Genomic DNA, 13,685 nt, shown 5'->3' with positions numbered 1-13,685 from the left:
GTTATCATGCTTTCTGGTTCCCTGACCCTGGCACTTCATCTATCTTCCTTGCAAATTCAGGTTCAGAAGCAAAGCTTACAGACCTTGGATACTCCACGATATCGATGACGAGGGCGGGGAGCCTATCTTCTCACAAGCTCAAGGCTTAAGGTATAACTGGCTTCCCCAGAAATCAGTGCTAGTCTAAAACAATTTTATCGTTGGTCTTAATATACAAGTAAAAATGTACGGGATAGCGCGCCAAAAGTAATAGAATGGACCGCCCTTTACCCTAAACGGCATCAAAATACCGAAGTGGGGATATTGAAAACCACATAACTAGAGAGGAGCATCCTATATGAAGATTACAACGATAGGCATTGATTTGGTAAAAGAAGTGTTTCAGTTTCATGGTGTGGAGGTACACGGCAAGATTGTTCTGCGCAAATAAATGCGCCGCAGCGAAATGGTGAAATTCTTTACTAACCTGGAGTCCTATTGATTTGCATGGAAACATGCGGCAGCTTACAAGAAGCATGGCACCCAACCTGACTTGATTCCTGATGATAGTTTTTTAGAGAAATATCACGACGAAAAATCCTGTTGGATAACGCTTGAATTCGGGATGGTTGTTCAAGCTTTACTTGCTGAAAGGGATGATAGGCAAAGATTCTATGTGGTCACTGAGGAGACTGCCCCTGAATACTACTGGATAAGTGATCGCTGGCAGCAAAAAGCAAGAAAAGCTGGATTATCTATCACCAACAGAATTTACACTGCGATACTATGCAAAAATACTCGTCGCTTAGTCATATGGACTTCATATTTGACGACACACCTCAAAGCTCATATATTTCATTTCAAGAAATGGACAAGGCTGCTACTCTCTGGCCTAAGCCTGACTTTAGTCAATTCAGCTGCAGCCATTGAGTTTTCAATGAACGGTGATATACGCGCTAGCTTATTTTCATTGCATCGCGACGATCGCGATGGAAAAGAGACAGCAACCCACGAAATTCGTGTACGTCCCCGGGTCGGACTTGGCGCAAAATTCAATAAGCAATGGCGAATGCAAGTACGTTTTGCAGGACGCTATTCCACAGACGGTAACAAACTGCACTTCGAAATATTTAATAGTATCCCAGAAGAGAATGGCTTGCGCCATGGGGATTCCACGCTGGACGAGATCTATGCTGAGTATAATTCGAATAATGCCTGGCAGATGCGCGTGGGGCGTTTCCAGAGCGTAGCGCTGTTGAAGGGTGTAGCTGAAAAATCGCTTGATCGTGAAGACAGCCCTTTTACCAATATCACCTGGACCGATGGTGTGCAGGTTCGGCATAACGCCACAAACGGCTGGGTTACGACAGCTATTGCACAGTATAACGATGCCCAGAGTGCAACCCAAGTGCGCCGCCCGCCCCTTAATTTCAGAGATGATGGCAGTCGCTTATCCTATTTCGTCAGTGTTGAAAACACCCAAAAAGTTGGACCGCTTGTGCAGCGCACAGTAGATATCACTTGGCTGCCGGATGCTCTGCACAGCAAAGGCGTAGGTGCTAGTACGGTCCATGATTACTGGGGTATAGTTGGCCGACTTGCAGCACAGTGGCCGATGACAGAAAGCATGAAATTCATGCTTTCAGGAGAGGTGGGCTATGCACCCATCGTACCGGATCGCAGCGCTATGAATACTGGCACGTCAGGTTCTGCCAATGGCTTCGCGACCCAGGTTAGTTTAAATTTTATCGATATTGTTCCACAACATAGTGTCGGATTTGCATTTGGTCGTGTAGGTGATGGCTGGTTGTTGTCACCAACTTTCAATAACAATGTCAATCAGGCCGAGATACGCTACAAATGGGTTATCGATAATAAGCAGGCCGTCGAGGTACGCCTGCGTTATAACAAGGATATCAGGCAGCATATCAACATGCTACAAAAACGCGAAGATATAGATTATTTTTTGCGTTATACGTATAGATTCTAGAAAGCTGCAATACACTAAAATTTATAGAATAGTAGCTAATCGCGCTCTATTTAATTGTCTGTTTTATAATTCTAAGCAAGTCATAACTGAGCAAGTCAATTTAATACATTCCCTGTAATATCACTTGACAACGATCTGTCCGAGGCGCGAGGTATGCCGCTATTCGTGGAGCTATATCACATACAATCGGATGAAGGAAGTAGTGCAGTAGCCATATGACAGCTATAAATCCTTCATGTTGCAGCGTTATCGAATACCGAGATCACAAAATCTACTTCCCCCAACCCAATTCTAAACCGCCAATAATGCTACGGCACGGCGCTGTCACCTGAGCGCTCTGGGGTAAACGGAAGAATGAAGGGGCAGGGCATTCGGAATGGAAGTCGGGCGCGACTTGATTCAATTCGGCAGGCAAATGCTTGCTTGTTTCTTATCCGATAGCTCAGATAGGAAAGTTTTCAACTATACCTATGCCGCGGGTATTTGACTCTCAAACGCGGACTAACATAGGATTGATGAATTGAGCAGAACCATTTCAAAAAAAGAAATCTGTGTTTTTTTCTTAACTAGCCCGAATATTTCATAAATTCGCGTGATGATCACGCAGGATTTTGATTAATAGGGAAGTCTTGAGAAAGAGTGGTGTAGTGACTCGTACACCCGACTGAGCAAAATCTTTCCTATTAATCAAAAGGCAAGTGAGGGCACGTGTTAATTTATGAAATATTCGGGCTAGTACCCAAAATGAAGTAACGAATGTTGTCGAACGAAAGGGCAAGGAGTAGCTATTATGGACTTGGATGTAGGAAAGTTAGACGCGCTAAAATTTCTAACAAAACAGTACATTGAAAATGTTTGGATATCTACCGGCATACATTTGGTTGCGCTCGGTTGGTTATTTTCTTCTGAACAAATACACATGCTTATAAAAGAAGAGCTTTTTATACAAGTTGGTTTAACGTGTATTTTGTTAGTACTTGAATGCCTTCGTTGGTTTGTAAATAGGCCAATTTATCGTCGTATAAGATTTCTGGAAATGGATGTGGCAAAAAAAATTAGTACAGAGCTGGCAGATGCCTGCACCATCAAACCCTATAGGTTTATATGTAATGAGCTTTTGATCTGTTTGCTAACAGTTTTTGCAATAACCTTTATATGGCTTTATCCATATTTATAAAACTGAAGTATAGCTATTCGAGAAAATGACAGCGCCGGTAGCTCAGTGGGATGGAGTGCTTGGCGCTCCATTCATTCCCAAACATCTATATCACTATCTCTGTACTGAGTTATTTCGCCGCACTGCTTCCCTAGCTTTTTCAATGTATTTGTGGGGCTAAACAACTAAAGCCATTGAGACCTACAATTAGCATTTTGTTGACCTAGATCAATGAAGTTAGCCCTGATTCGGTTCATGATTTTCACTGTTACACATAATATAGGAGTAACAGCGATATGAGTTCAGTAGAAGAGACAAAAGATGATTCTAAAACACTTAGAGATTTTGGTATCAATATCGCATTCATATTCGGCGTATTGACGGCTTTGATTATTATATCAATGTACTTTGCTGACACTTCGAGCTGATTGCGATAAACCCCGCCGGATCATGCGATTCGGGCGGGGAAAGACTTCTTGGGGTAATCACGATAAAATTTCGTGAAATATTGTAATCGGTAGGCAAGCGAATTCCTTTAAGATCTTTTTGATCTGGTCACTTCACCAACGCACCAACTGCTGCCAGGTATGATTCGCGCGTGCGCAACGCAAAATCACGCAATATCATGGCATCGTCCATCTGTTCACGTAATGTTTTCATCTTCGTCTCCTTAATGGAACCGGGGATATCCCCGAGATTAAGGATTGGGGATTTCTATGTTAATTGCAGCAAGTAGAGTGGATCGGTGGAACGTATGAAGACAACGATGTTGGATGGCCACCGAGATAGCGGCTTAGTTCAAGACGGCAAACTGTATGTTACCTCCTTATGTTTTATAGAAATACGTCGATTTATCTTTCATCGTAACTAACTTTGTTAGATCCACAAATAAATAGGATGAGCCCAAATTCCGCGATTGGATTTTTATCCTCTTTTTTTAGTATGCAAAGGGATGCTTATGAGAGTGGAAACAAGGAGAAAGCAGAGTATCTGATGCGAGTTCAAGCAGATATCGTCAATTCTGGCGTTATTGGTCTATTTTAACTCTTCAAGGATGAGCTTACCCTTGTCACGGGAGGCGCGGTAGCGAGCAAATGACGGTCCGGTTCAGCTACGGAGCGAGGGATTGTGCCAATTGGTAGCTTCTAATACGGATGCCTCGGAACAACTCGACGAACTCGGCGGCGATCTTGCGCGTTAGCGTGCGGGCATGCCGCACAAGCTTGCCTGGTAGATGGAATAGTCGCCAGCGTACTGTTGTCCTGTTGTCACTCGATGACGCTGCCAATTGCCCCCAGTGCAGAATGCTTGAACAGGACGAACAGGTTATGAGCGATTACGCCGATGCGAAAAAAGGCGGCATTCGTCTCGAACTGCCAGCAAGGCATGCATTCCATACCAAAGCCGATTTTTAGCTCCTTGATGCCGTTCTCGGAGACTTCGCCACAGCTTCGATACCAGACCAGGGTGTCTGCCGTCGACTCAACCCGATTGCTGGCGATCACGTGATACTTGGGCTGATCATCGAACAATTCAGCCTGGTATTTGTACTTGACTACGATCAGGCGAAACGCCTTGTGCATGCCATTCATGCTGTGCATGGTTTCAGCTATGGCGCAATCGGCATAATGCTTCCAGCCTGATTCAGGGATGGCTTTGATGGCCTTGAGGACCGGCTCATCAAGTCGACCGCCAATGGCAAAGGTTTTGCCAGTTTCTTCACATCGTTGAGGACATTTGCCTGGTAATCCGCCGAATCCATGCGGACATGGGTGGTTCGATGCCCCTTGGGCAGGTGAGTTTCACAGTCCTTGATGAATTCAAGATTTCTGCTGGCCGGAGCAATAGTGCCTTCACGGAATTCATCATGAACCACCACACCTGCCTCACCCAGATGACCAATCATCGGCATATAGCCCTGTTCCCCTTTGTAGGTAAAGTGAGCCGCTTTCTTCTCGGCGATAATTTGTGAAGCATCCCCATCCAGCGTATGAGCAGTGATGCCGGTTTGCCGAGTCCGCGTAGCAATGCTCCGCCGATTGGATAGCGAGACAGACCCGCCAACCCCTCTCCAGCACCGGTACGACGTAACCAGTCGCCCACAGCATCCGTGCTTGGCAGCATGCCCAACTTCAGCAAGGTGGATAGCGCAGAGTCATTCTTGAGCGTGCGCATGTCCTCTAATGATCGGCCGCCTCCATTGAGCATGAGCACCAGTGGAGTTACGTAGGCCGTCGCCTCCACTTGGAATGGAAGCACCATTTGTGCCAAAACCCCATCGCTGATCCTCCTCTTTTCACCAAGTGGGTGAATGTTCAGATAGCTGTAATTTTATCGGATCGCTTGTGTGGCGGGACATTTCCTTATTCTAATTAGCGTTACAAAGTGAATTAATTATCCAATCCGGCGATTGATTTCACCACATCCGTAGTTTCCTCCATATGTCGAAGTGCATCAACTAAATGAGATTCGAGCGCGCCGATACTGTCAAATACACGGTTATGAAAGTTCTTTTCGCGCAACTCATCCCACAGGCGCTCGACTGGATTGAGTTCAGGTGAATAAGGTGGCAGTAGCAGCAAGCGAAGATTCTCAGCTAACGTCAGCGAATGGCTGCGATGCCAGTCAGAACCGTCCATCACCATAACGATATTCTCATTGGGGTAGCGCCTGGCGATTTCATCAAGAAAGATTTGCATGCACTCAGTGTTGACATTAGGTAACACCAAGCTGTCAAACTTTCCGTCCAACGGGCAGACTGTCGCATAAGCGTAGGTGTACTCGTAGGTAAGCATAGCCTTGACTAGCGGACGCACTGGACGAGGCGCCCATGCGCGACGGCAGTCGCTGATGCGGCCAAATCGAAACATCAGCCGCATGGGGCGGGGCACAGCAAACTCCGCTATCGCTTGACCCAGCACCCCGGGGAGTTTTTTTTCCAGTCTTCCCGGACTAAGAGATCTCCTTTTGGGTGGGTGGCATCGGGCGCAATCTTACGCCAACCATGGCGTGCAAGCATTCGGTATATGGCCGAAAGCGAAAGCGGGACACCCATCTTCTGGCGCAACCTATCGGCAAACGACGGCACCACCAATACTCCACCAACGCCGGTATTGTCAAATACCTCCTGCAACAGCACCCTCTCTTCTTCAAGCGATCGGTTCGCCCGATTACGCAGATTACAGATGCTCTTCACCACTTGCTGGTCTTGCCATAATTGTCATCCATTTACGTGAGCCTAGATGACTTATTTACATCTTATAACGCGAAATAGAATTATATTGGTATGCTTGAATCGCGATTCTTGGGATGAATAAACCCATAGAAAATAAACCTTGGTTTTTTTGATCCAGTGCGGTGCAGTAAACGGCGATTAGGCCTAGAGGAGGCTCAGCACTTGCTCTTTTGACATTGATCCAGAGTAATGCGGTTACCCACTTAAGTCACCATTTTCTAGCGGATGGGAATGGGGCATCGAACGGCAAATCAACCAGAAATATGAGATCAACATAGAACGGAGCTTAACAGTTATTGTGTCATTGAGTGCTAGAAGCGCGCCACGACGTAGCTGGATGAAGTATTATGTTGAGATAGCGCATCTATCATCTATCAAGTGAATTGAATTAGATACGAAGGGGGACATATGGCCATCATAGGTATCGATCTAGGCACTTCCAATTCGGCGGCAGCGGTTTTGCGTGGAGGACGCCCCGTCATTATTCCCAGTGCCGAAGGTATCAGCATCGGCGGCAAGGCATTTCCGAGTTATGTGGCACTGACCAGTGACGGACAGGTTCTGGTCGGCGAACCTGCGCGCCGCCAGATGGCAGCGAATGCCGAGGGAACGGTGACTGCTTTCAAGCGCAGAATGGGCAAACGTGAAACGATCCGTCTCAGGGATCGGGACTATACCCCGGAGCAGCTTTCTGCCTTTCTGTTACAAAAGATCAAACGCGATGCAGAAGCCTTTCTGGGTGAACCGGTGGAAAAAGTGGTGGTGACAGTACCCGCTTATTTTGACGATAATCAGCGTGCTGCCACCAAGGATGCCTGCCGTATTGCCGGCCTGGAGGTAGTGCGTCTGGTCAATGAACCCACTGCTGCTTCATTGGCCTATGGATTGGACCGGTTGAGTCAGGAATTACGCATCGTCGTAATCGATTTCGGCGGGGGTACGCTGGATGTCACCATCATGGAATTCGGCAAGGGCGTGTTCGAAGTGAAATCGACTAGTGGCGACACTCAGCTCGGTGGCACGGACATGAATCAAAGTATTTTCGAGCACTTGGCGGAGCGTTTCCAGATGGCGACCGGCGTGGATGTCCGCGGTGATCGCAAGGCAGCAACCCGCCTGATCGAGGCGGCGGAAACCGCCAAGATCGAACTGACCAGCAGTGTGACCACGCATATCAGTTTGCCCTATCTGACTTCAGTAGCCGGTGAGCCCCGCCATCTCGAACTGGATTTGAACCGTACCGAGCTTGAGCGTTTGGTGCGGCCGGTGATCGAGCGTTGTCGTCGTCCGGTCGAACAGGCCTTGCATGATGCGGGCATTGGTCCGCGCGACGTGGATCGCATAGTATTCGTGGGTGGACCGACGCGTATGCCAGTGGTGCGCGCTTTTTTCGAGGAACTGTTCGGCCGCAAGGCGGAGATGGGGGTTGATCCGATGGAGTGCGTGGCAGCCGGTGCTGCGGTCCAGGCCGGGGTGCTGGCAGGAGAGGTGAGCGGGATCGTGCTGGTGGATGTAACACCGTTCACGTTGGGCGTAGAAACACTGGGAGGGATCGCCACACCATTGATCGGGCGTAATACTCCTATTCCGGTCAAGCGCACTGAAACGTTTACCACGGCAGCCGATATGCAGACCAGCGTCACCATTCACGTTTTTCAGGGTGAACGGCCCATGGCATCGGATAATGTCAGTCTGGGCGAATTCAATCTGGAGGGGCTGCCCCCCGCACCACGGGGAATACCCAAGATTGAAGTAACCTTCGACATTGATTCAAACGGTATTCTGAACGTTTCAGCAAAAGATATGGCTAGTGGTAAATCTCAATCCATCAATATCTCGGGATCAACCCGGCTGTCAGAAGAAGACAAAAAACGCATGGTGGATGATGCTGCGCGCTATGCCGAAGCAGACAAGAAACGGCGTGAGGATGCGGAAAAGCTCAACGCGGCGGATGCAAGCTGCTACGAAGCTGAGAAGATGCTTGCCAACTTTGCCGACAAACTGACTGATGATCTGAAGAAACGCATTGAAGCATCGTTGCGTGAAACCAAGGAAGCATTCATCAAGAAGGAGGTGGCATTAGCCACTGAGCGGGCAGAAGCGCTCAAGAAGCTGCTCAAAGAAGCAGGTGCGACGCTCTATGCGCAATCCGGCCAAGCGCCCAAAGGGAGGCCTTATGCAGAAACCCGCTGGGAAGGACCCGAGCCGCCTCCTGATGTCCATGCAGCCTCGGGTGAGCCCCGTCCCAGCGGGTCTGGCCCGCGAGGTAAAGTGGTCGATGCTGAGTATCATGAAAATAAGTAAGTTTTAAATGGCACGCTATTTTGTTGATGACTTCGTTGCCATCCTGTTCAGTCTGGCATAAACAGGATGGCATTATTTCTATCTTATTTTTTCCAATAAAAACAATGACGACTATTCTTCCCCTGGAACCGCAGCGGCTATATCTATCCTGTGACCCCGATCAGTTTACATTTCAGACGACGGCAGAAGTGGCGGATCTGACGGAGATCATCGGTCAGGCGCGCGCCATGGATGCCGTGCGCTTTGGCTCGGGCATTCGCCGGGAAGGCTACAATCTTTTTGTGCTTGGCTCGCCTGGTATGGGCAAGCACAGCCTGGTGCAGCAATTTCTGGAAACCAAAGCGAGCAAGGAAGCAGAACCGTCGGATTGGTGCTATCTCAATAATTTTGCCCAGCCGCACAAACCAAAAGTGCTTAAGCTTCCCGCCGGCAGAGGAGAGGAATTGCGGCTGCACATGGAGCGGCTGGTGGATTATTTGCGCAGCGCCATTCCCGCGCAGTTTGAGAGTGAAGAGTATCGAAGCAGGGTCAGCGCGATCCAGCAGGAGTATAACGAGCAGCAGGAACGCGAGATAAAGGAGCTAGGAGAGGAAGCCGAGAAGAAGGAGATCGTGCTGCTGCGTACACCCGAAGGATTTGCGTTGGCGCCGAGCCATAACCGTGAAGTGATTCCACCGGAAGAATACGACAAGCTGTCGCAGGCAGAAAAAGATCGGATAGAAGCGGCTATTGCCGAATTGCAGGCGCATCTGGAAAAAATGCTCAGCCATCTGCCGCAGCGCCGCCGGGAACGGAGCGAACGGATCAAGCAGCTTAGCCGCGATATCATGCTGTTAACCGTCGAGCACATGATCAATGAGTTGCGTTCGAGCTATGCTGATTTACCCGACGTGCTCGATTTTCTCGATGCGGTGCAGCAGGATATGGTGATGCATGTGGATGATTTCCGCAAACCCGAGGAATCCGTCAACGTCTCTGGCATGACGATCATCACTCATCAGACATTTAATAATTACCAGGTCAATGTACTGGCCTCAAACCATAAAAAACCGGGTGCGCCGATCATCAGTGAGGATAACCCGACTTATAGCAATCTGGTCGGGCGAGTGGAGCATGTCGCCCAGTTTGGCGCACTGGTCACCAATTTCACGCTGATCAAGCCAGGCGCGTTGCATCGAGCCAACGGCGGCTACCTGCTGCTGGATGTGCGCAAGGTGCTGATGCAGCCATTCGCCTGGGAAGGACTGAAGCGGGCGTTACAGTCGCGCAAGATTCATATTGAATCGCTGGGGCAGCTATACAGTCTCGTCAGTACCGTATCGCTCGAGCCAGAGCCGGTTCCACTCGATATCAAAGTCGTATTGTTTGGTGATCGTTTATTCTATTACCTGCTGCAGGAGTACGATCCCGAGTTCAGCGAGCTGTTCAAGGTGGCTGCAGATTTTGAAGACACCCTCGAACGCAATGCGGAATCCCATCTGCTCTATGCCCAATTGATCTCCACATTGGCGCGCAAAGAGGGATTATTGCCTTATGACCGTCATGCGATCGCCAGGGTGATCGAGCACAGTGCACGCCTGGTGGGCGACTCCGAGAAACTTTCCGCGCACATACGCAGCATTGCTGATTTGCTGCGCGAGGCAGATTACTGGGCACGTGAAGCAGGCCATGATGTGGTGCTGGCGAGTGATGTCCAGCAGGCGATCGACTCGCAGATCCGCCGGCAGGATCGAGTGAGAGACCGGCTATATGAGGCTATCCTGCGCGGCACCCTGATGATCGATACACAGGGCGCGGTGACGGGGCAGGTCAATGGCCTTTCGGTGATCGAACTGGGTGGATTTGCCTTTGCGCAGCCGATCCGAATCACTGCCACCACCCGCTTCGGAAAAGGGGATCTGATCAATATCGAGCGTGAAGTTAAGCTATCGGGCGCGATTCACTCCAAAGGAGTGTTGATCCTGTCCTCCTTCCTGGCTGCGCGCTACGCCAAAAATCAGCCACTGGCGCTAGCCGCCAGCCTCGCTTTCGAACAGTCTTACGGCATGGTTGATGGTGATAGCGCGTCCTTGGCAGAGCTATGCGCACTGCTTTCCAATCTGGCGCATACGCCAATCAACCAGTCATTGGCGATAACGGGCTCAGTCAATCAGTTCGGCCAGGCGCAGGCAATTGGCGCCGTGAATGAAAAAATCGAAGGATTTTTTGATATCTGCGCTGCACGGGAATTGACTGGCACACAAGGCGTATTGATTCCTGCCGCCAATGTCAAACACCTGATGCTGCGAAAAAATGTGGTCGACGCCGCAGCGGCTGGCAAGTTTCATATCTATGCCGTGGAAAATGTCGATCAGGCCATCACGCTGTTAACTGGCCTGCCAGCAGGAGAGGCTGACGCTGAAGGCAAGTATCCGGAAGGCAGTATCAATTATCAGGTAGCCGTGCGGCTGACAGAACTCACCAAGATCAGCAAGTCATTTGTGCCGCAGCAGGAAAAGGGGGAAGAAAGGAATTGACTTGGCCCGGTTCCAGGCCGGCGAAGAAGCAGTACATGGATTCAGCGTCTTCCCTACCCGGATCCAATTAACTCATTTCTCTTTTCATAAATCATAATGGGTTTGGGGAATCGTTTTCAGAGGGGTTCCTGCATGCGGCGTGACAGCATGCGTCACGCGTGGCGGAATTGCTCCGCGGTGCAGAGCAAAGATTTTGTCTTGCAGGATTTTATCGGTTGCTGAGACGCGGGCATGCTGGCGCAGATGCGCAGCCCAGGATTCAACCGTGAACATCTCGATGAAGCGTCCACGATCCTCGGCATCCTCAAAGAATCCCCACTGAATAGCCCCGTCGCGGCGGCGAATCACGCCCAGTTCCCGCATCAGCAAGCAAAACGCATCTCGATCTGCATCGTCGATACAGTATTCCAGTGTTACCAAGACAGGGCCGTGATCGTGTGCAACCGGCGTGGCCAGAACAGGTTTGTCCCAATGACCGGATGGGGTGTAGTCATCATGTTCACCCAGATTGAGCTTGAATCGCCATGTGGCAGGAATCAGAAGAAGCGCCAGTAGTCCTGATGCTATCAAGGCCAATGGCAAACCAGCTATTTCTGCTACCTGTCCCCAGCCCAGTGATCCCGCCGTCATTGCACCAAAAAACACCATCTGGAAGATGGCAAGGCCGCGGGCGCGCACCCAATCCGGCAGCGCCACTTGTGCGGAAATGTTCAACGATGATACAGCCAGGATCCATGACACCCCACCTGCAAATCCGGCGGCAATGCCGGTAACTGTCTGCCCGCCGTAGGCGAACATCATCGAGCACAGTGCTGTTCCTGCCGTTGCCAGCATTATGATCTTATCCGCACTCAGGTATTTCTTTATGAGCGAGAGCAGGAATACTCCTGCCACAGCACCACTCCCCAACGCAGTCAGCAAAATGCCATAAAGACTAGGGCCACCTTGGAGCACATCCTTGGCCACCAGGGGTAACAATGCCCAATAGGCGGATGCACAAATAAAAAAAGCCAACGCGTGAAACAAAGTATTGCGTAGAGGGATGCTATGCAGCGCAAATCGGATGCCCGCCTGCATAGCATCGACCAGATGTTCGCGCGGCAGCGCATCAGCTTGCGCCGCGGCGGCACGCCACCACAATAGTGCTGCCACGACGGCAAGATAGGAAACGGCATCCAGCAATACCGTCGCCACAGCGCCTGCCGCTGCCAGAATAAAACCGCCCAGTGCTGGGCCGATGGCACGGGCGATATTGATGCTCACCCCATTCAAGACAATCGCGGGCTCCAGCGCATCCCGTGGCACAAGGCGCGGTATGATCGCCTGCCACGCAGGCAGGGCGAAAGCTGATCCTGCACCGGTCACAAAGGTAAACAGCAGTAAAACCCAGGCATTAACGCTACCTTTCCATAACAACCCTGCAAACAGAAAAAGTGCCACGGCGAGGAGAATCTGCGTCCATAACAACAGCTTGCGGCGATCAAAAAGATCGCCAAGCGCCCCCGCGGGAAGAGCGAACAGGAAAACCGGCAAGGCTGTCGCTGCCTGCACCATCGACACCATAAAAGGCGAGGGCGACAGCTCTGTCATCAGCCAGCCGGAAGTGACGTTGAACATCCAGGTGCCGATATTCGAAATCAGCGTCGCTGTCCATAAAATCGCGAACACGCGATGCTTGAACGGAGAAAATGCTGATCCTGCCATTCTGCCTGACACGATCAGTATGCTAAGCAACCGCAGCCAATGGCCCACGGATGGTTAAAGCTGAGCCCTTCCTTCTGCCTGTCAAGGTCCAGCCAGCGGGACAGCTTGCCGTAATGGTCAGCAAAATATTCGCTTTGAAGAACCCTACCGTACTGCATGAAAGCTCTGTGCATCAGATTATGGATGAAAGGATTCTCTTTCATAAATTATTCTCTCTGGCATTCAAGATACGGAGAAATGACATCGATGACAATCAGAACATCTGCATGACTGAAAAAGAATGCAATGTTATTACCGTCGCCACGAAAATAGATAGGATCATCGCCAAATTACTATCGAATCTTTCCATGCCCCCCTCCCATGCTTATGAATGTTTAAGTCAATCAGACCGGGAATTTAGATGCCCTTGTGAAAGATTACGCTGCTATCGGGAGACTGTACAAGCATATTTAGTCGTCACTGCCAAATGGATTTGACCGTGACTCAAAAATCTCCCGGATATTGCTCCGAATGACATTAGCTTCTGGAAGCCTCCACTCCCCAAAGGAGCGCGCGCCCCTTTCTATATCGAGCTAAATGCTTTTGTAGGGATACCTCAGCAGAGAGCTCTGGTACACTGGGATGAGGGTGTGCCACGAAGGCGCACAGGGGGTGAAATTCCCTCGTGCAGCTATGCTACACAAGAGATGAGGGTAGGTCCCTCGGAGTCGCCGTACAGGCGGAGGCTTCAAACCACCTACTGCTGCTGCGTTTAAGAGGCGTGGTAGTGAGCGAGCTAGGAAAAGGCCGGACTCGATTTGG

11 protein-coding genes and 1 pseudogene are annotated in these 13,685 nt (G+C 50.1%); 6 read left to right on the top strand and 6 right to left on the bottom strand.

All coding sequences use genetic code 11. The features are described 5' to 3' along the window. Positions 1-337 precede the first annotated feature (337 nt). The 3 genes and pseudogenes from BLW34_RS15775 to BLW34_RS13240 form a co-directional block, all read left to right on the top strand. Positions 338-504 (top strand): annotated as a pseudogene (locus BLW34_RS15775) (IS110 family transposase); the annotation flags it as partial. Between the two features lie 100 nt (positions 505-604). Beyond that, positions 605-1,969 carry a hypothetical protein gene (locus BLW34_RS13245; RefSeq protein WP_090580504.1) on the top strand — a complete coding sequence of 455 codons (1,365 nt, stop codon included), beginning with the start codon at positions 605-607 and terminating at the stop codon, positions 1,967-1,969. 790 nt (positions 1,970-2,759) lie between these two features. Beyond that, the gene (locus BLW34_RS13240; RefSeq protein ID WP_090580501.1) at positions 2,760-3,146 is read left to right on the top strand and encodes a hypothetical protein; all 387 of its coding nucleotides are present in this window, start codon (positions 2,760-2,762) and stop codon (positions 3,144-3,146) included. Between the two features lie 1,247 nt (positions 3,147-4,393). On the opposite strand, the gene BLW34_RS13235 is transcribed toward BLW34_RS13240, so the two are convergent. From BLW34_RS13235 to BLW34_RS13215, 5 genes are all read right to left on the bottom strand, one after another. Further along, entirely contained in the window at positions 4,394-4,726 is a 333-nt protein-coding gene (locus BLW34_RS13235) for a hypothetical protein (protein WP_090580498.1), read from the bottom strand. Between the two features lie 8 nt (positions 4,727-4,734). Beyond that, positions 4,735-5,037, bottom strand: a complete 303-nt coding sequence (locus BLW34_RS13230) for a hypothetical protein (protein ID WP_090580495.1) — start codon at positions 5,035-5,037, stop codon at positions 4,735-4,737. Then, on the bottom strand, positions 5,028-5,387 hold the full coding sequence (locus BLW34_RS13225) for a hypothetical protein (protein ID WP_090580492.1): 360 nt from the start codon (positions 5,385-5,387) through the stop codon (positions 5,028-5,030). The genes BLW34_RS13230 and BLW34_RS13225 overlap by 10 nt, the downstream gene beginning before the upstream one ends. A 128-nt stretch (positions 5,388-5,515) precedes the next feature. Beyond that, complete coding sequence (locus BLW34_RS15770; RefSeq protein WP_218138861.1) at positions 5,516-6,016, bottom strand: IS630 family transposase; 501 nt, start codon at positions 6,014-6,016, stop codon at positions 5,516-5,518. An 11-nt stretch (positions 6,017-6,027) separates the two neighbouring features. Continuing rightward, positions 6,028-6,321: a helix-turn-helix domain-containing protein gene (locus BLW34_RS13215; protein WP_090580489.1), complete on the bottom strand. Its 294-nt coding sequence runs from the start codon at positions 6,319-6,321 to the stop codon at positions 6,028-6,030. 447 nt (positions 6,322-6,768) lie between these two features. Here BLW34_RS13215 and dnaK point away from each other — a divergent pair, with 447 nt between their 5' ends. Further along, positions 6,769-8,664, top strand: a complete 1,896-nt coding sequence (dnaK, locus tag BLW34_RS13210; protein WP_090580486.1) for a molecular chaperone DnaK — start codon at positions 6,769-6,771, stop codon at positions 8,662-8,664. 104 nt (positions 8,665-8,768) lie between these two features. Further along, on the top strand, positions 8,769-11,180 hold the full coding sequence (locus BLW34_RS13205) for a Lon protease family protein (RefSeq protein WP_090580510.1): 2,412 nt from the start codon (positions 8,769-8,771) through the stop codon (positions 11,178-11,180). A gap of 84 nt (positions 11,181-11,264) precedes the next feature. Here BLW34_RS13205 and BLW34_RS13200 read toward each other — a convergent pair whose 3' ends face one another. Then, positions 11,265-12,896, bottom strand: coding sequence for an MFS transporter (locus BLW34_RS13200; RefSeq protein WP_256203801.1), 1,632 nt, complete (start codon positions 12,894-12,896; stop codon positions 11,265-11,267). 38 nt (positions 12,897-12,934) lie between these two features. Between BLW34_RS13200 and BLW34_RS16210 the strand changes: the two genes are divergently transcribed. After that, positions 12,935-13,360, top strand: a complete 426-nt coding sequence (locus tag BLW34_RS16210) for a hypothetical protein (RefSeq protein ID WP_177166043.1) — start codon at positions 12,935-12,937, stop codon at positions 13,358-13,360. Positions 13,361-13,685 lie beyond the last annotated feature (325 nt).

Source organism: Nitrosomonas sp. Nm58, assembly GCF_900107335.1.
Taxonomy (GTDB): Bacteria; Pseudomonadota; Gammaproteobacteria; order Burkholderiales; family Nitrosomonadaceae; genus Nitrosomonas.
The sequence above is the reverse complement of the archived record's forward strand: the minus strand, read 5'-3'. Positions and strand labels throughout refer to the sequence as shown.

Bases quoted from the DNA above. Each gene is read 5' to 3' on its own strand.
- BLW34_RS13245 (WP_090580504.1), top strand. From the start codon at position 605: ATGGTTGTTCAAGCTTTACTTGCTGAAAGGGATGATAGGCAAAGATTC.
- BLW34_RS13240 (WP_090580501.1), top strand. From the start codon at position 2,760: ATGGACTTGGATGTAGGAAAGTTAGACGCGCTAAAATTTCTAACAAAA.
- BLW34_RS13235 (WP_090580498.1), bottom strand. From the start codon at position 4,726: ATGCACAGCATGAATGGCATGCACAAGGCGTTTCGCCTGATCGTAGTC.
- BLW34_RS13230 (WP_090580495.1), bottom strand. From the start codon at position 5,037: ATGCCGATGATTGGTCATCTGGGTGAGGCAGGTGTGGTGGTTCATGAT.
- BLW34_RS13225 (WP_090580492.1), bottom strand. From the start codon at position 5,387: ATGGTGCTTCCATTCCAAGTGGAGGCGACGGCCTACGTAACTCCACTG.
- dnaK (WP_090580486.1), top strand. From the start codon at position 6,769: ATGGCCATCATAGGTATCGATCTAGGCACTTCCAATTCGGCGGCAGCG.
- BLW34_RS13205 (WP_090580510.1), top strand. From the start codon at position 8,769: ATGACGACTATTCTTCCCCTGGAACCGCAGCGGCTATATCTATCCTGT.
- BLW34_RS16210 (WP_177166043.1), top strand. From the start codon at position 12,935: ATGGTTAAAGCTGAGCCCTTCCTTCTGCCTGTCAAGGTCCAGCCAGCG.